Annotated in this window: 6 protein-coding genes; all 6 read right to left on the reverse strand. The window is 75.2% G+C overall.

The window, feature by feature from the left end; all coding sequences use genetic code 11:
• Nucleotides 1–32: 32 nt before the first annotated feature.
• The gene (locus tag ACFWFZ_RS13985; protein ID WP_387121454.1) at nucleotides 33–254 is read right to left on the reverse strand and encodes a hypothetical protein; all 222 of its coding nucleotides are present in this window, start codon (nucleotides 252–254) and stop codon (nucleotides 33–35) included.
• A 174-nt stretch (nucleotides 255–428) separates the two neighbouring features.
• Entirely contained in the window at nucleotides 429–1241 is an 813-nt protein-coding gene (gene ddaH / locus ACFWFZ_RS13990) for a dimethylargininase (RefSeq protein ID WP_387121457.1), read from the reverse strand.
• Between the two features lie 72 nt (nucleotides 1242–1313).
• Complete coding sequence (locus ACFWFZ_RS13995; RefSeq protein ID WP_387121460.1) at nucleotides 1314–2609, reverse strand: MFS transporter; 1296 nt, start codon at nucleotides 2607–2609, stop codon at nucleotides 1314–1316.
• Nucleotides 2610–2615: 6 nt separating this feature from the next.
• Nucleotides 2616–16052, reverse strand: coding sequence for an amino acid adenylation domain-containing protein (locus ACFWFZ_RS14000; protein ID WP_387121463.1), 13437 nt, complete (start codon nucleotides 16050–16052; stop codon nucleotides 2616–2618).
• 34 nt (nucleotides 16053–16086) lie between these two features.
• Nucleotides 16087–17085 carry a TauD/TfdA family dioxygenase gene (locus ACFWFZ_RS14005; protein WP_387122004.1) on the reverse strand — a complete coding sequence of 333 codons (999 nt, stop codon included), beginning with the start codon at nucleotides 17083–17085 and terminating at the stop codon, nucleotides 16087–16089.
• Between the two features lie 8 nt (nucleotides 17086–17093).
• Nucleotides 17094–17306: an MbtH family protein gene (locus ACFWFZ_RS14010; protein ID WP_387121466.1), complete on the reverse strand. Its 213-nt coding sequence runs from the start codon at nucleotides 17304–17306 to the stop codon at nucleotides 17094–17096.
• Between the last annotated feature and the right edge of the window lie 115 nt (nucleotides 17307–17421).

A 17421-nucleotide genomic window follows, 5' to 3' on the forward strand; every position in this document is an offset into this window, starting at 1 on the left:
GGGCGGGGCGTAGCCGGGCGCGGGCTCGCGGCTCAGGAGCCGGTGCTGTTCCAGTCCTTGTCGTCGGACGGGGTCGGGGTGGGCGCCGGGGCCTGGTGGGTGCTGACGGTCCCGCCGCCGCCCTGGCCGGTGCCGGTGGTGTCGTCGGCCATCGCAGCGCCGGCCGCGCCCAGGGCGATCAGCGTGCCGAGGCCGAGGCCCGCGACGGCCAGGCAGACCCGGGTGGCGGCGTTGTTGTTCGCGCGGTTCGCCATGACTGCTCCTGAGGGACGTCTTCCCTGGCGGGAAGGGGCCGGTTCCTCCCGGAGTGCTCCGGGCTGATGGCAGGAGCATCGCAAGGCGCGTTCAACAGCCGATCGACGCACGAGCACCGTGCGCCGACCGGCCTCGTCGATCGGGGCGTAGATCGGGGTGTCGAGAGGTGCCGGTCAGGCGGACTCGCGGATGTGCAGGGTGCAGCACTTCACGCTGCCGCCGCCCTTGAACAGCTCGGAGAGGTCGACCCCGATCGGCCGGAAGCCCCGTTCGCGCAGCCTCGCCGCGACCCCGGTCGCCGCCTGGGGCAGCACCACGTTCAGCCCGTCGCTCATCAGGTTGAGCCCAAACACCGCCGCGTCGGCCTCCTCCACCAGCACCGCGTCCGGGAAGAGCCGGCGCAGCACCTGCCGGCTGCCCGCCGAGAACGCGCCCGGGTAGTACATGACCTGGTCGTCGTCGAGCACGCTGAGGGCGGTGTCGAGGTGGTAGAAGCGCGGGTCGACCAGGTCCAGGCCGATCACCGGGCGGCCGAGGAACTCCTGTGCCTCCGCGTGGCCTGCGCTGACGCTGCGGAAGCCGCGGCCGGCGAGCAGGTGACCACCCGTCAGCAGCAGGTCTCCCTCACCCTCGTTGACGTGGACCGCCTCGTGGGTGGTGAATCCGTGGGCGCGGAACCACTCCAGGTAGGCGGGGCCCTCGGCGGCGCGCTCGGCGTTGCGGAACCGGGCGCCGAGCACCTTGCCGTCGACGACGGTGGCGCCGTTCGCCGCGTAGACCATGTCGGGCAGGCCGGGCAGCGGGTCGATCAGGTCGACGCGGTGGCCGAGGCCGACGTACAGCTCGTACAGCCGCTCCCACTGGGCGACGGCGAGGCCGGTGTCGACCGGCTCGGCCGGATCCATCCACGGGTTGATCGCGTAGCTGACCTCGAAGTGGGTCGGACGGCACATCAGGAAGCGGCGGGGGCGGGCGGTGCGGGGCATCGGGGGCTCCGGGAGGAGTGCGGGCGGGGGCGGGACGCGGGCGGCGGGGAGCCGGCAGACGGGCGGGGCCGGTCAGGACGGCGCGGGGCGCTCGGGGAAGCTGCGCAGGCCGCGCAAGGGGCTGGCCAGCAGGACCAGCCCGGCGGACAGCAGCACGCTCGCCATGATCCACAGGGTGGTGCGGGCGCCGAGCACCTCGCCGAGCCAGCCGCCGAGCAGGGCGCCCATCGGGATGGCGCTGAAGTTGACGGTGGAGGCGCTGGCCCGGATCCGGCCGATCATCGCGGGCGGGCAGTAGGCCTGGTAGAAGCTGCCGGCGATGACGTTCCCTGCGATCACCCCGCAGACCGCGACCGACCAGGCCACCGCGCTGACCGCCAGCGGCAGCCGGTCCCCGGCCATCGGCAGCAGCAGGATGAACGGCGCGCCCACCAGCTCGCAGAGCAGCAGCCCGCGGGCCGTCCCGAACCGGCGGGCGATCCGTCCGGCGAGCGCGGCGCCGGCCAGGCCGCCGACCGAGACCACCGCGAAGACGGCTCCGACGCCGCCGGGCGTCACGCCCACGCTGCGGACGAGGAAGATGGTCTGTACGGCCTGGATGCCGTTGAGGCCGAGGTTGCCGACGGCCGCGAAGCTCGCCAGGGTACGCAGGTACGGGTCGCGGGACAGGAACCGGACCCCTTCGCCGATCTCGCGCAGGATCCCGCGCCGTTCGGAGACCGGCGGCGGCTTCTCCTCGGCCCGGATGGACCCCACGCAGACCGCCGCCACCAGGTAGGTCACCGCGTCGGCGAGCAGCCCGCTGACGGCGCCGAACGCCTGGGAGAGCAGGCCGGCCAGGCCGGGGCCGGCGATCTCGGCGGCCGCGTCCCCGGAGCGCAGCTTGACGTTGGCCTCCAGCAGGTCGGGCTTGGCGACCAGGACGGGCAGCACGGCGCTGTTCGCGGTGGACAGGAACACCTTGACGGCGCCGGCCAGCAGCGCCACCACCACCAGCTGAGCCATGGTCAGCAGGCCGAGCCAGCCGGCCACCGGCACGCTGGCGAACAGCAACAGCAGCAGCAGGTCGCAGATCAGCATCACCTTCAGCCGGGGCCAGCGGTCCACCCAGGCGCCGGCCAGCAGGCCGAGGAAGAGCCACGGGACCCAGGCGGAGGCGGTCAGCAGGCCGACCATGAACGGCGAGGCCTCCAGGGTGACGACGGCCACCAGGGCGAGGGCGACGTTGCCGACGGCCGTGCCCAGGCCGCTGGTCGTCTCACCGATCCAGAGCTTGCGGAAGTTGCCCTGCGCCCAGAGGCCCCAGCGGCTCTTGGGCGGCGCGTCGCCCTCCGGGGGCGGCGGCGGCTTCACGGAAGCTGTGGTCATGGCGGGTCACTCTCCCAGCTTGTCGGCGAGCACGGCGGCGATCCGTGCGACGGGCTCCGGCTGCGTCATGGCGCCGTGCGTGCAGGTGATGCGGTGCTGCTCGACGCGGCCGTCGACGTACGGCCGCCAGGCCTCCCCGTAGGGCCAGCCGGCGGGCTTGTCGAGGGTGGCGCCGAAGAAGACGGCGTCGCCGCGGTAGCGGCCGGGGACGTGCTCGGCCATCAGCTTGGCGTTCTGCTCGAAGACGTCGGGCAGGACGCCGGCGGCCTCGCCGAGGAGTGCGGTCAGGTCGGACTGGCCGCGTCCGCCGGCCGGGTCGTAGCCGAGCGAGGCGAGCAGCGCGGCGAGGGTGTCGCCCGGTTCGCCGGAGGCCGGGGTGCCGTCGGCGGCGTACCGGGCGGGGTCGGCCGGGAGGCCGTCGAGGAGGGCGAGCAGGGCGACTTCCCGGCCCGCCGCCTGGAGGGCGACGGCCATGGCCTGGGCGACGACGGCGCCGAAGGACCAGCCGAGCAGGTGGTACGGGCCCTCGGGCTGGACGGCGCGGATCTGGCGTACGTAGTCCTCGGCGATCTCGGTGACGGAGGCGGGGGAGCCCCCGCGCAGGCCGCGGGCCTGGAGGCCGTGGACGGGGCGGTCGGGGTCGAGGTGGCGCAGCAGCCCGGAATAGACCCAGCTGATGCCCGCGGCGGGGTGGACGCAGAACAGCGGGGCTCGGGTGCCGCCCGTGCGCAGCGGGAGGAGTACGTCCAGGGCGCTGGGGGCGGTGTGCGTTGCGTCGGCCGGGGCCGCGGCGGACGGGTCGAGGTGACGGGCCAGGCGCCGGCCGAGGGCGGCCACGGTGGGGGCCTCGAAGAGGGCCCGCATACCGAGGTCGGCGCCGGCCTCGGTGCGGATCCGGCCGAGCAGTTTCATCGCGAGGAGGGAGTGGCCGCCGAGGTCGAAGAAGCCGTCGTCGATGCGGACCGGGCCGGGCAGGCCCAGCACCTCGGCGAAGAGGCCGCTGAGCAGTTCCTCGTGCGGTGTCCTGGGTGCCCGCCCGGTGGTCGGGGCGGTGAAGTCGGGGGCGGGGAGGGCGCGCCGGTCGACCTTGCCGCTCTCGGTCAGCGGGAGCGCGTCGAGCGGGACGACGGCGGCCGGGAGCATGTGGCCGGGCAGCGACTCGGCGGCGAAGGCGCGCAGTTCGGCCTGGTCGAGCGGGCCGTCCGGCACGACGTGGGCGACGAGCCGGGGACCGGCGGCGTCGTCGTGGACCGTCACGGTCGCGGCGAGGACCCGGGGGTGGCGCGTGAGGACGTGCTCGATCTCGCCGGGTTCGATGCGGAAGCCGCGGATCTTGACCTGGTGGTCGGTGCGGCCGAGGTAGTCGAGGTCTCCGTCGCGGGTGCGGCGGACCAGGTCGCCGGTGCGGTACATCCGCTCCCCCGGCACGTACGGGTCGGCGACGAACCGCTCGGCGGTGAGCGCGGGGCGGCCGAGGTAGCCGCGGGCGAGGCCGGCGCCGGAGAGGTACAGCTCGCCGGGGACGCCGGGCGGGACGGGGCTCAGGTGCTCGTCGAGCACGTGGGCGCGGGTGCCGAGGACGCTGCGGCCGAGGCTGGGGCGTCGGGTGGCCGTGAGGGGCTGGGTGAGCGCGTCGACGGTGGACTCGGTGGGGCCGTAGAGGTTGTGGGCGGTGGTCGCGGGGGCCTCGCGCAGGCGGGCCCACAGGGTCTGGCCGACGGCCTCGCCGCCGAGCAGCACCACGCGGGGGGCGGGCGCGTCCAGCAGGCCTTCGTCGAGGAGCTGTTCGGCGTAGGAGGGGGTGACCTCGACGACGTCGACGGACTCCGTGCGCAGGTGGCGGACCAGGGCGGCGGCGTCGCGGCGGATCTCGTCGCCTATGAGGTGCAGTTCGTGGCCGGCGATCAGCCAGAGCAGGCCGTCCCACGAGGCGTCGAAGCAGAGCGAGGCGGTGAGCGCGACGCGGCTGCGGCCGTGCTCGCGTTCGGTGGCGCCGATCGGGCCGGTGGCCGAGCGGTGCGAGGCGAGCAGCGCGGCGATCGAGCCGTGGCTGACCACGACGCCCTTGGGGCGGCCGGTGGAGCCGGAGGTGTGGATGACGTAGGCGGAGTGGGGGGCGGCTGCCCGGGGCGGCGGGTTGTCCGCGGCGGGGCGGTCACCGTCAGGGCGGGCCGCCGGGGCCGCGGCCAGGACGGTCAGGTCGGTGAGGAGTTCGGGCAGGGGCCAGCCGTCGCCGGTCACGGCCAGGGCGGGTGCGGCGTCGGCCAGCATGGCCGCGGTACGGTCGGCCGGGTGTTGGGCGTCCAGCGGGAGGGATGCGGCGCCTGCCTTGAGTACGGCGAGGAGGGCGATCACGGTCTCCGCGGAGCGCGGCAGGGCCAGGGCGACCAGCGTCTCCGGGCCGGCGCCCGCGGCCGTCAGGCGGTGGGCGAGTTCGTTGGCGCGTGCGTTCAGCTCGTAGAAGCTGAGTCGGGTGTCCCCGGCGACCAGGGCGGTCGCGTCGGGGGTGCGGGCCGCCTGGGCCTCGAAGGCGGCGGGCAGCAGCGGCACGGCCGGCGGCAACGCCTGGCTGTGGCCGAGGAGTTCGGCGCGTTCTTCGTCGCCGAGCAGGTCGGCGCGGCCGATGGGCCGGTCGGGGTGGGCGGCGACCGCCGTCAGCAGCCGGCCGAACCGGGTGGCGACGGCCTCGGCGGTCTCCCGGTCGAAGAGGTCGGTGGCGTAGTCGATCGCGCATTCCAGCCCGGCGGGCGCGCCGTCGGCGTCGAAGGACTCGCCCATGGCGATGGAGAGGTCGAACTTGGCCGCGCACCCGCCGACCGGTTCGACGGCGGCCGGCAGGCCGGCCAGGTCGAGCGGGGCCTCGCCGGGGCCGCCGGCCCGGCCCGCGCCCTGGAGCAGCAGCATGACCTGGAAGAGCGGGTGGCGGGCGAGGGAGCGGGCCGGGTTGAGTTCCTCGACCAGCCGCTCGAAGGGCACGTCCTGGTGGGCGTGGGCGTCGAGCTGCGTCTCCCGGACCCGGTGGAGCAGGTCCGTGAAGGTCGGGTCGCCGGAGGTGTCGGTGCGCAGGACGAGGGTGTTGACGAAGAAGCCGACGAGATCGTCGAGGGCCTCGTCCGAGCGGCCGGCGACCACCGAGCCGATCGGGACGTCGGTGCCGGCCCCGAGCCGGGTGAGCAGCGCCGCCAGCGCGGCCTGCAGGGTCATGAACATGGTGACGCGGTGCTCGCGGGACAGCTCGGCCAGGGTGCGGTGCAGTTCGCCGCCGAGCGCGAGGACGACGCGGTCGCCGCGGTGGCCGCTGTCCGGCCGCCGGGCGCGGTCGACGGGGAGGGACAGCTCCTCGGGGAGGCCCGCCAGGGCTTCGCGCCAGTAGGCGAGTTGGCGGGCCGCCGGACTGTCGGGGTCGGCCTCGTCGCCGAGCAGCTCGCGCTGCCAGAGCGCGTAGTCCGCGTACTGGACCGGCAGCGGCTGCCAGTCGGGCGCGGAGCCGCCCCGGCGGGCGGCGTAGGCGGCGGAGAGGTCGCGCAGCAGCGGGTCCATCGACCAGCCGTCGCCCGCTATGTGGTGCAGGACGAGCACGAGGAGGTGTTCGTCGGCGGCGAGCGGGAACAGGTGGGCGCGGAGGGGGAGTTCACGGGCGAGGTCGAAGGGGGCGGCGGCGTACTCGGCCAGGGCGGCCGCCGTGTCGGCGGGCGCGGCGGGGCTGCGGTCGAAGGGGATCCGGGCCTGGGCGGGCGGGACGATCCGCTGCCGCGGCTCGCCGTCCTGCTCGGTGATGAGCGTGCGCAGGATCTCGTGGCGGGCGACGAGGTCGCCGAGGGCGAGTTCGAGGGCGGCCGGGTCGAGCGGACCGTTCACGCGCAGGGCGAGCGGGAGGTTGTAGAGGGCGCTGGGCCCTTCCATCCGGTCGACCAGCCACAGCCGCTGCTGGGCGAAGGAGAGCGGCAGGTTCTCCGGGCGCTCGCGGGCGGTCAGGGCGAGCCGCGCGTCGGCGCCGTCGAGCCGCTGGGCGAGGCCGGCCACCGTCGGAGCCTCGAAGACGTCCCGGACGCCGATCTCGGCCGCGAACACCGTGCGGACCCGGCTGACGAGCTGCATGGCGAGCAGGGAGTGCCCGCCGAGCGCGAAGAAGTCGTCGTCGACCGAGACCTGTCCACTCGCGCCGAGGACTTCGCCGAACAGGCCGCAGAGGAGTTCCTCGCGCGCGGTGCGGGCGGCCCGGCCGCCGGCGAGGAGCGGGAAGTCGGGGGCGGGCAGGGCGCGCCGGTCGACCTTCCCGCTGCCGGTCAGCGGCAGCGCGTCGAGGGTGACGACGGCGGCCGGGACCATGTGGGCGGGCAGCGTCCGCGCCACGAACCTGCGCAGTTCCAGGGCGAGTTCGGGGCTAGGGGCGGCGACCGCGCAGTGGGCGGCCAGCCGGCGGTCGCCGTCGGCGCTCTCGTGCGGGGTGACCACGGCCTGGCGGACGGCCGGGTGCCGGGCCAGCGCCTGTTCGATCTCGCCGGGCTCGATACGGAAGCCGCGGATCTTGACCTGGTGGTCGGTGCGGCCCAGGTAGTCGATCCGGCCGTCGCGGGTGCGGCGGACCAGGTCTCCGGTGCGGTACATCCGCTCCCCCGGCGTGAACGGGTCGGCGACGAAGCGTTCCGCGGTGAGCGCGGGCCGGCCCAGGTAGCCGCGGGCCAGGCTGTCCCCGGACAGGTACAGCTCCCCGGGGACGCCGGCGGGGACCGGGTTCAGGCAGGCGTCGAGGACGTGGGCGCGGGTGCCCAGGACGGTGCGGCCCATGGTGGGGCGCTCCGAGCCGGCGTACGCCTGGAGCAGGGTGTCGACGGTGCACTCGGTGGGCCCGTAGAGGTTGTGGCCGGTGGTGGCCGGGGCCTCCCGCAGGCGGGTCCACAGCGCCTGCCCGATCGGTTCGCCGCCGAGCAGCACCACCCGCGGGGCGGGCGCGTCCAGGAGGCCCTCGGCGATGAGCTGTTCGGCGTAGGTGGGGGTGAACTGGACGGCGTCGACTCCGGCCGTGCGCAGGTGCCGGACCAGGGCGGCCGGGTCGCGGCGCAGGTCGTCGCCGATCAGGTGCAGCTCGTGGCCGGCGACCATCCACAGGAGGCCGTTCCAGGAGGCGTCGAAGCAGAGCGAGGCGGTCAGCGCGGCGCGCATCCGGCCGTGCGTGCGTTCGGGTTCGGCGAAGGTCTCGGCCCGGTGGGCGGCCAGCAGGCCGGCGAGGGAACCGTGGCTGACCACGACGCCCTTGGGGCGGCCGGTGGAGCCGGAGGTGTAGATGACGTAGGCGGCGTTGGCGGCGGTGGCGCGGGCGGGCGGCGGCCCGGCGGGCCGGTCGGCCCAGTGCCGTTCGCCGGCGTCCAGGACGGTGGCTCCGGTGAGGCCGTCCAGTGTCTCGGGCAGCGGCCAGGCGGCGTCGGTGAGGACGGCGGCGGGGCGGGCGTCGGCCAGCATGTGGGCGGTGCGTTCCAGCGGGTACTCGGCGTCCAGCGGGAGGAAGGCCGCTCCGGCCTTGAGTACGGCGAGCTGGGAGACGACCGTCTCCGCCGAGCGGGGCAGGGCGAGGGCGACCACGTCCTCGGGGCCGATGCCCGCGGCGGTCAGGCCGTGGGCGAGGCGGTTCGCGCGGGCGTCCAGCTCGGCGTACGTCAGCCGGGTCTCCCCGAAGACGAGCGCGGTCAGGTCGGGTGTGGCCGCCGCCTGGGCGGCGAAGGCCTGAGGCACCAGGGGCAGTTCGGCGGGCAGCGGCCGGTGGCCGCCCAGGAGTGCGGCGCGCTCGCCCTCGGCGAGCAGGTCGGCGCGGCCGATCCGCTGCTCGGGCCGGGCCGTCATCTCCGTCAGCAGCCGGCCGAAGCGGGCGGCGAGGGCCTCGACGGTCTCCCGGTCGAACAGGTCGGTGGCGTAGTCGATCGCGCAATCCACTCCCGCGGGCTCGCCGTCCGGTCCGAAGAACTCCTCCAGCGTCACGTTCAGGTCGAACTTGGCGACCCCGGTGTCCGCCGGCAGCGCCTCGGCGCGCAGGCCGGACAGCTCCGGCCCGCCTCCGGTGTCGGACTGCAGGACCATCGCCACCTGGAAGAGCGGGTGGCGGGCGAGGGAGCGGGCCGGGTTGAGTTCCTCGACCAGCCGCTCGAAGGGCACGTCCTGATGGGCGTAGGCGCCGAGTCCGATCTCCCGGACGCGGCCGAGGAGTTCGGTGAAGGTCGGGTCGCCGGAGGTGTCGGTGCGCAGGACGAGGGTGTTGACGAAGAAGCCGACCAGGTCGTCGAGGGCCTCGTCCGAGCGGCCGGCGACCACCGAGCCGATCGGCACGTCGGTGCCGGCCCCGAGCCGGGTGAGCAGCGCCGCCAGCGCGGCCTGGAAGGTCATGAACATCGTGACGCGGTGCTCGCGCGCCAGCCCGGTGAGCGAGCGGTGCAGTGCGCCGTCGATGGGCAGGGCGACGCGGTCGCCGTGGTGGTCGGCGCGGGCGCCGCGCGGCCGGTCGACGGGGAGCGTGAGCTCCTCGGGGAGGCCGGCGAGGGTGTCGCGCCAGTAGGCGAGCTGGATCGCCACCAGGCTGTCGGGGTCGGCCTCGTCGCCGAGCAGCTCGCGCTGCCAGAGCGCGTAGTCCGCGTACTGGACCGGCAGCGGCTGCCGGTCGGGCGCGGAGCCGCCCCGGCGGGCGGCGTACGCGTCCGCCAGGTCGCGCAGCAGCGGGCCCATGGACCAGCCGTCGCCGACGATGTGGTGGAGGGCGACGACGAGGACGTGCTCCTCGGGTCCGACCCGCAGGAGGGTGACGCGTACGGGCGGTTCGGCGGCCAGGTCGAAGGGGTGGCGGGCGGCCCGGTCCACCTCGGTGTCCACCGACTCCGGTGCGCAGTCGAGCAGTTCGACGGGGAGGTCCGCGCCGGCCGGGGGGAGGACCAGCTGGTGGGGCTCGCCGTCGTGCTCGGCGATCAGCGTGCGCAGGATCTCGTGGCGGGCGACGAGGTCGCCGAGGGCGAGTTGCAGGGCGGGGCGGTCGAGCGGGCCGGTGAGGCGCAGGGCGAGGGGCATGTTGTAGAGCGCGCTGGGGCCCTCCATCCGGTCGATCAGCCAGAGCCGCTGCTGGGCGGAGGAGAGCGGCAGGCGTTCGGGGCGCTCGCGGGCGGTCAGCGCGGGGCGGGCCGCGGCGCCGTCGAGCCGTTGGGCCAGGCCGGCCACCGTGGGCGTCTCGAAGACGTCGCGGATGCCGAGTTCGGCGCCGAGGATGGTACGGACGCGGCTGAGCAGCCGGGTGGCGAGCAGGGAGTGCCCGCCGAGGGCGAAGAAGTCGTCGTCGGCCGAGACCGGTCCGGTGAGGCCGAGGATCTCGCCGAACAGTCCGCAGAGGATCTCCTCGCGCGCCGTACGGGCGGCCCGGCCGCCGGTGGCCGCGGCGAAGTCGGGCGCGGGCAGCGCGGACCGGTCGAGCTTGCCGTTGACGTTGAGCGGCAGCGCGTCGAGTGTGGTGAAGGCCGCCGGGACCATGTAGTCGGGCAGTGCGGCGGCCGCGTGGGCGCGCAGCGCGGCGGGGTCGAGCGGGGTGCGCGCCACGAGGTAGGCGACCAGCCGGGTGCCGGCGGCGCCGTCGGCGCCGTCCTGGTAGGGCAGGACGGCGGCCTGGAGGACGTCGGGGTGGGCGGCCAGGACGGTCTCGATCTCGCCGGGTTCGATACGGAAGCCGCGGACCTTGACCTGGTGGTCGGTGCGGCCCAGGTACTCGACGCGCCCGTCGGGGCGGCGCCGGGCGAGGTCGCCGGTGCGGTACATCCGCTCCCCCGGCGCGAACGGGTCGGCGACGAACCGCTCGGCGGTCAGCCCGGGCCGGCCCAGGTAGCCGCGGGCGAGGCCCGCGCCGCTGAGGTACAGCTCGCCGGGGACGCCGGGCGGTACGGGCCGCAGGCCGGTGTCCAGGACGTGCGCGCGGATGTTGGGCAGCGGGCGGCCGACGAGCGGGCGCGGGTCGCCGGAGAGCCGGTGGTACAGGGCGTCGACGGTGCACTCGGTGGGGCCGTACATGTTGAGCACGACGGTGTCCGCGGCGGCGGTGAGGGTGGCCGAGAGGCTCTGGCCGAGGGCTTCGCCGCCGACCATCAGCAGGGCCGGCGGGCAGCGGTCCAGCAGGCCTTCCTCGACCAGCCGCTCGGCCTGGCCGGGGGTGACGTCGAGGACGTCGGCGCCGGTGTGCTCGGCGTAGCGGACGATCGCGGCGGCGTCGCGGCGCACGTCGTCGTCGAGGAGGTGGAGTTCGTGGCCGGCGACCATCCACAGCAGCGCTTCCAGGGCGGTGTCGAAGGAGAGCGAGGCGGCCTGGGCGAACCTGAACCTGCGCTCCGGGTGGGCCCGCAGGGCGGCGGCGATGGTCTCGTCGCGGTGGAAGGCGAGCAGGTTGGCGAGGCCGCCGTGGCGGACCACGACGCCCTTGGGGCGGCCGGTGGAGCCCGAGGTGTAGATGACGTAGGCGGCGTTGGCGGCGGTGACGCGGACGGGCGGGGCTCCGGCGGGCCGCTCGGCCCGTTCCTGCCCGTCGATGTCCAGGACGGTGGCTCCGGTGAGCCCGTCCAGTGCCTCGGGCAGCGGCCACGCGGTGTGGGTGAGGACGGCCGCGGGGCGGGCGTCGGCCAGCATGTGGGCGGTGCGTTCCAGCGGGTGGTCGGCGTCCAGCGGGAGGAAGGCGGCACCGGCCTTGAGTACGGCGAGGACGGCGACCAGGGACTCTGCGGAGCGGGGCAGGGCGAGCGCGACCACGTCCTCGGGGCCTGCGCCGGAGGCGGTCAGGCCGTGGGCGAGACGGTTCGCGCGGGCGTCCAGCTCGGCGTACGTCAGCCGGGTCTCCCCGAAGACGAGCGCGGTGGCGTCGGGGGTCGCGGCGACCTGGGCGGCGAAGGCCTCCGGCAGGAGGACGTCCGCCCCGCCCGGCCGGGCGGTGTCGTGCCATCCGGCCAGCGCGGTCCGGCCGGCCTCGCCCAGGACGTCCAGTTCGGCGACGGGGCGGTGCGGGTGCTCGGCGGCCTGGGCGAGCAGGCGCGGCAGGGCGTCGGCGAGGCGTTCGGCGGTGGCCCGGTCGAACAGGTCGGTGGCGAACTCCAGGCCGCCCTCGATGCCGGCGGGGGCGCCGTCCGGGTGGTGGCGTTCGGAGAGGTTGAGGGTGAGGTCGAAGGCGGTGGTGGGCAGCCCGAGCGGCTCGTAGACGGTGCGGGTGCCGGGGAACGCGGGGCCGGCGCCGGCGGTGTTGTCGAAGGCGATCATCACCTGGAAGAGCGGGTGCCGGGCCAGGGTGCGGGCCGGGTTGAGTTCTTCGACGAGCCGCTCGAAGGGCACGTCCTGGTGGGCGTAGGCGGCCAGGTCGGCTTCCCGTACACGGGTCAGCAGTTCGGCAAAGCTGGGCCGGCCGGTGAGGTCGGTGCGCAGCACGAGGGTGTTGGCGAAGAAGCCGACCAGTTCGTCGAGGGCCGGGTCGAGGCGGCCGGCCAGCGGGGTGCCGATGGGCAGGTCCTCGCCGGCGCCGAAGCGGTGCAGCAGGGTGGCGTAGGCGGCCTGGAGCACCATGAAGAGGGTGGCCCCGTGCCCGGCGGCCAGGTCGGCGAGCCGTGCGTGCAGGTCCGCGTCCAGCTCCAGCGGCACGACGTCGCCGCGGTGGCTGGGGGTCGCCGGGCGGGGGCGGTCCAGCGGCAGCGGCAGCTCGTCCGGCAGGCCGGCCAGCGCCTGCCTCCAGTGGTCGAGCTGGCGGGAGAGCGGGGACTGCGGGTCGGTGTCCGCGCCGAGCAGCCGGTACTGCCACAGGGTGTAGTCGGCGTACTGGACCGGCAGCGGCTGCCACACCGGCCCCTCGCCGCCGAGCCGGGCGGTGTAGGCGTCGGCGAGGTCGCGGAAGAGCGGCCGCAGGGACCATCCGTCGCTGGCGATGTGGTGCAGAACGAGGAGCAGCACGTGCTCGTCGGGGGCTTCGGGGCGCAGGTAGGCGTGCAGGGGGACGTCGTGGGACAGGTCGAAGGTGTGGCCGGTCAGCTCCTGCACCGGGCGGTCGGTGACGGTGAGCAGCGGGGCCGGGGGCGCGGGCAGGATCCGCTGGTAGGGGACGCCGTCGTGCGCGCCGAAGACCGTACGCAGGCTCTCGTGGCGGGCGACGACGTCGCCGAGGGCGCTTTCGAGGGCGGCCGCGTCGAGGGGGCCGGTGAGGCGGAGGGCGAGGGTGACGTTGTAGGTGGCGGCGGGGCCCTCGGCCTGGCCGAGGAACCACAGCCGGCGTTGGGCGAAGGAGACGGGCAGGTGCTCGGGCCGGGGCTCGGGGCGCAGCGCGGGCCGGGCCGGGCCGGTGGCGAGCCGGTCGGCGAGGGCGGCGACGGTCGGGGCCTGGAAGAGGTCGGCGATGGCGAGTTCGGCGCCCAGTTCGGTGCGTGCCCGGCCGACCAGGCGGGTGGCCAGCAGGGAGTGGCCGCCGAGTTCGAAGAAGTCGTCGTCGATGGTGATGTCGTCGATGCCGAGGATCTCGCCGAAGAGGGTGCACAGGGCGCGTTCGCGTTCGTCGCGCGGGGCGCGGCCGGTGGTGTCGGCGGCCTGTTCGGGGGCGGGCAGGGCGCGCCGGTCGACCTTGCCGTTGGCGTTGAGCGGCAGGGCGGGCAGGACGACGACGGCGGACGGGACCATGTAGCCGGGGAGGGTGGCGGCGGCGAACTGCTTGAGTTCGGCGTCGAGTCCGGGGTTGTCGTCGAGGGCGGGGCCGTGCACCGAGCAGTAGCCGACGAGCCGGGTGTCGCCGGGGCGGTCCTCCCGGGGGACCACGATGACCTGGCGGACGGCGGGGTGGTGGGAGAGCACGGCCTCGATCTCGCCGAGCTCGATGCGGAAGCCGCGCAGCTTGACCTGGCCGTCGATCCTGCCGAGGAACTCGATCGCGCCGTCGGCGCGGCGGCGTACCAGGTCGCCGGTGCGGTACATGCGCTCGCCCGGTGCGTACGGGTCGGCGACGAAGCGCTCGGCGGTCAGGGCGGGCCGGCGCCAGTAGCCGCGGGCCAGGCCGGCGCCGGCGACGTACAGCTCGCCGGGGACGCCGGGCGGTACGGGCCGCAGCCGGGTGTCGAGGACGTGGGCGCGCATGTTGTCGAGCGGGGCGCCGATGGGCGGCCGGGGGCCGGTCAGGTCGGCGGGGGCGAGGGGGTGGTGGGTGGCGAAGGTGGTGGCTTCGGTCGGCCCGTAGACGTGGGCGAGCAGCAGGTCGGGGCAGTGGTCGAGGACGCGCCGCATGAGGGTGCCGGAGGCGGCCTCGCCGCCGGTGCAGACGGTCCGCAGGGCGCGGAAGGTCTCCGGGGCCTGCTCGGCGACCAGGTCGAAGAGGGCCTTGGTGAGGAAGACGGCGGTGACCTGGTGGCGGGTGGCGACGGCGTGCAGGGCGGCGGCGTCCAGGCTGCCGGGCGGGGCGATGACCACCGTGCCGCCGGCCAGCAGGGGTGTCCACAGCTCGTAGGTGGCGGCGTCGAAGGCGTGCGGGGAGTGCAGCAGGATCCGCCGGTGCCGGCCGTCCTGCCAGCGGCGGTCGGCGGCGAGGTCGACGACGTCGCGGTGGCGGACGGCGACGCCCTTGGGGGTGCCGGTGGAGCCCGAGGTGAACATCACGTAGGCGAGCCGGTCGGGGTGGACGGGGAGGCCCGGGGCGTGCTCCGGGGCGTCCTTGTCGTCGCCGGGGCGGACCACGACGGCGTCGTGCGCGAAACCCGGGTCGGTGCGGTCGGTGAGCAGGACGGGGGCGCCGGTGTCGGCGAGGAGGGCGGCCATCCGCTCCGGGGGCAGGCTCGCGTGCAGGGGGACGTAGACGCCGCCGGCCTTGGCCACGGCCAGGGTGGCGACGACCAGGTCGGCCGAGCGTTCCATCAGCAGGGCGACCGGGGACTCGGGGCCGACGCCGCAGGCGGTGAGGTGGTGTGCCAGCCGGTTGGCGCGGGTGTCGAGCTCGGCGTAGGAGACGGCGGGGCCGTCGTGGGCGAGCGCGACGGCGTCCGGGGTGCGGGCGGCCTGGGCCTCGAACAGTTCGGGCAGCGAGCCGGTGGGGACGGGCGCGGCGGTGGCGTTCCACTCGTCGCGCAGGCGGCCTCGCTCCTCGGGGGCGAGGACGTCGAGGGCGCCGATCGGCGCCTCGGGGGCGGCGGCCGCGGCGGCCAGCAGCCGGCCCAGGCGCTCGAAGAGGGTGGTGACGGTGGCGCGGTCGTAGAGGTCGGCGGCGTATTCGACGGATCCGGTGAGGCCGGCGGGGGCGCCGTCGGGGGTGTGGCGCTCGGTGATGCCGATGTTGAGGTCGAACTTGGCGACCCGCAGGCCGAGTTCCTCGGGCTGCGTCTGCAGTCCGGGCAGGCCGAGTTCGCCTTCCTCGTGGTTCTGGAGCACGAGGAGGGTCTGGAAGAGCGGGTGGCGGCCGAGTGCGCGGGCCGGGTTGACCTCCTCGACCAGCCGCTCGAACGGCACGTCCTGGTGGGCGAAGGCGTCGAGCTGGGCTTCCCGGGCCCGGCCGAGCAGTTCGGTGAAGGAGGGGTCGCCGGAGGTGTCGGTGCGCAGGACGAGGGTGTTGACGAAGAAGCCGACCAGGTCGTTCAGTGCTTCGTCGGAGCGGCCGGCGACGCCGGTGCCGAGGGGGATGTCGGTGCCCGCGCCGAGCCGGGTGAACAGTGCGGCGAGTCCGGCTTGGAGTACGCAGAACAGGGTGGCGCGGTGCCGGCGTGCCAGGTCGGCCAGTGCGGCGTGCAGTTCGGGGCCGTAGCCGAACGCGACGGCGTCGGCGGCGCCAGTCGGGGCGGGCGGCCGGGGGCGGTCCGTCGGCAGCTCCAGTTCCTCGGGCAGGCCGGCCAGGGCCTCGCGCCAGTGGTCGAGTTGCCGGCTCAGCACGCTGCCGGGGTCGCTCTCGTCGCCGAGCAGTTCGCGCTGCCAGAGCGCGTAGTCGGCGTACTGGACCGGCAGCGGCTCCCACGCGGGGGTGCGGCCGGCGCGGCGGGCGGCGTAGGCGGTGGCGAGGTCGCGCAGCAGCGGGCCGAGTGACCAGCCGTCGCCGGCGATGTGGTGCAGCACGACGAGGAGCACGTGCTCGGCCGGGGTGAGCGAGAAGACCGTGACCCGGATGGGCAGTTCGGCACTCAGGTCGAAGGTGCGGGCGGCGGCCCGGTCCCGCAGGGCGGGGTACTCGCCCGGTGCGCAGTCCACCGTGTCGAAGGCGATCTCCGCCTCCGCGGACGGCAGGATCCGCTGCACCGGGACTCCCCCGGCGACCGGGAACACCGTGCGCAGGGCCTCGTGCCGGGCGACCACGTCCGCCGTCGCGGCGCGCAGCGCCCCGGTGTCGAGCGTGCCGCGCAGGCGGACCGCGAACGGCAGGTTGTAGAGCGCGGTCGGCCCTTCGATCTGGTCGATCAGCCAGAGACGCTGTTGTGCGTACGAAACCGGGATCACGGTGCTTCCTCTGCTCACGTCACGGCGTGGATGGTCAGGCGGGGACTGCGGTCGTCGGGCGCACGGTGGGACGGCAGTCGGAGAGGTCCACGGGGCGGCCCATCGCGACGGCGATCTTCCGGTCGCCGCAGAAGGGGTCGCGGCCGTGTGCGCAGAGCACGTTGTCGACCAGCATCACGTCGCCGACCTGCCAGGTCTCGCGGACGGTGGCGGCGTCGTAGGCCGCGTTGAGGGCGTCCACGTCCTCGCGGGAGAGCGGTGCGCCGTCGCCGAAGCCGGTGTTGAAGGGGAGGCCTTCGGGGCCGAACTCCTCGGCCATGGCCTCACGGATGTCCGGGTCGAGGGACCACTCGTTCCAGAAGGCCAGGTGGTTGAACCAGACCTCCTCGCCGGTCTGCGGGTGGTGGATCGTGGCCGAACGCAGCTGGCTGGTGCGCAGGTTGCCGTCGGGCTGCCACTCCCAGGCGATGCCGTTCTCCCGGCAGTACCGCTCGACGCCGGCGCGGTCCTCGGTGCCGAAGGCGGTGCGCCAGCCGAGGGAGATGTAGTCCGAGTAGGTGCGGGTGAGCGTCCAGCCGGAGGCCCGGCCCCGCTCGGCCAGGTGGTCGGGGAGGGCGGCGAGGACCTTGCGGACGTCGGCGGTGGGGGTGGCCCCGCCGGTCGTGGGGGCGGTCAGGCAGGCGAACAGCAGCCGGCCGGGGAAGGTCAGGGTGTAGCTGTTCTCGTTGTGCATCCGGATGGACTGGGCGGGCGGCAGGTCGGTGGAGGAGAAGACGCCGTCGCCGAAGTCGCTGCGCGGGGTGGCCTTCTCCCGGTACGGGGTGGGTTCGGGGATGAGCACGTCGCGGACGGCGGCGACGTCGGCGGCCTGCGCCACCGGCAGTCCGCGCAGGAAGATCGCGCCGTGCTCGTGCAGGGCGGCGCTCAGCGCGGTCTCGTTCTCGCGCAGCCACGCGCACGCCTCGGCGAGGTCGGTGGTGGCCGGCACGCGGGTGAGGGCGGGGCGGCCGGGGTTCAGCTCCCACTTCGGCATGGCGGCGCTCACCGCTGGTCGAGTGTGGCGAGCAGGCTCGCGGGGCGGATGTCGGTCCAGTTGGCCTCGATCCAGTCGAGGCACTCCTGGCGGGAGGCCTCACCGTGGACGGTGGTCCAGCCGGCCGGCACGTCGATCCAGACCGGCCAGAGCGAGTGCTGGTTCTCGTCGTTGACCAGGACCAGGTAGCCGGAGTTGTCGTCCTCGAACGGATTGCTCATGGTGGTCTCCGTAGGGTGAAAGGTGCTCTGGGGTGCGATTCGAAGGTATGGGCGCCGGACCGCTCCGAGCGGCACAAGTTCCGGCAGGTGAGCGGCAGTTGCGGCACTGCCGGAT

This window comes from Streptomyces sp. NPDC060232 (assembly GCF_042726555.1).
Classification (GTDB): domain Bacteria; phylum Actinomycetota; class Actinomycetes; order Streptomycetales; family Streptomycetaceae; genus Streptomyces.

Excerpts from the sequence above, each read along its gene's own strand:
- ACFWFZ_RS13985 (WP_387121454.1), bottom strand. The coding sequence starts at position 254 with ATGGCGAACCGCGCGAACAACAACGCCGCCACCCGGGTCTGCCTGGCC.
- ddaH (WP_387121457.1), bottom strand. The coding sequence starts at position 1,241 with ATGCCCCGCACCGCCCGCCCCCGCCGCTTCCTGATGTGCCGTCCGACC.
- ACFWFZ_RS14005 (WP_387122004.1), bottom strand. The coding sequence starts at position 17,085 with ATGCCGAAGTGGGAGCTGAACCCCGGCCGCCCCGCCCTCACCCGCGTG.
- ACFWFZ_RS14010 (WP_387121466.1), bottom strand. The coding sequence starts at position 17,306 with ATGAGCAATCCGTTCGAGGACGACAACTCCGGCTACCTGGTCCTGGTC.
- ACFWFZ_RS13995 (WP_387121460.1), bottom strand. The coding sequence starts at position 2,609 with ATGACCACAGCTTCCGTGAAGCCGCCGCCGCCCCCGGAGGGCGACGCG.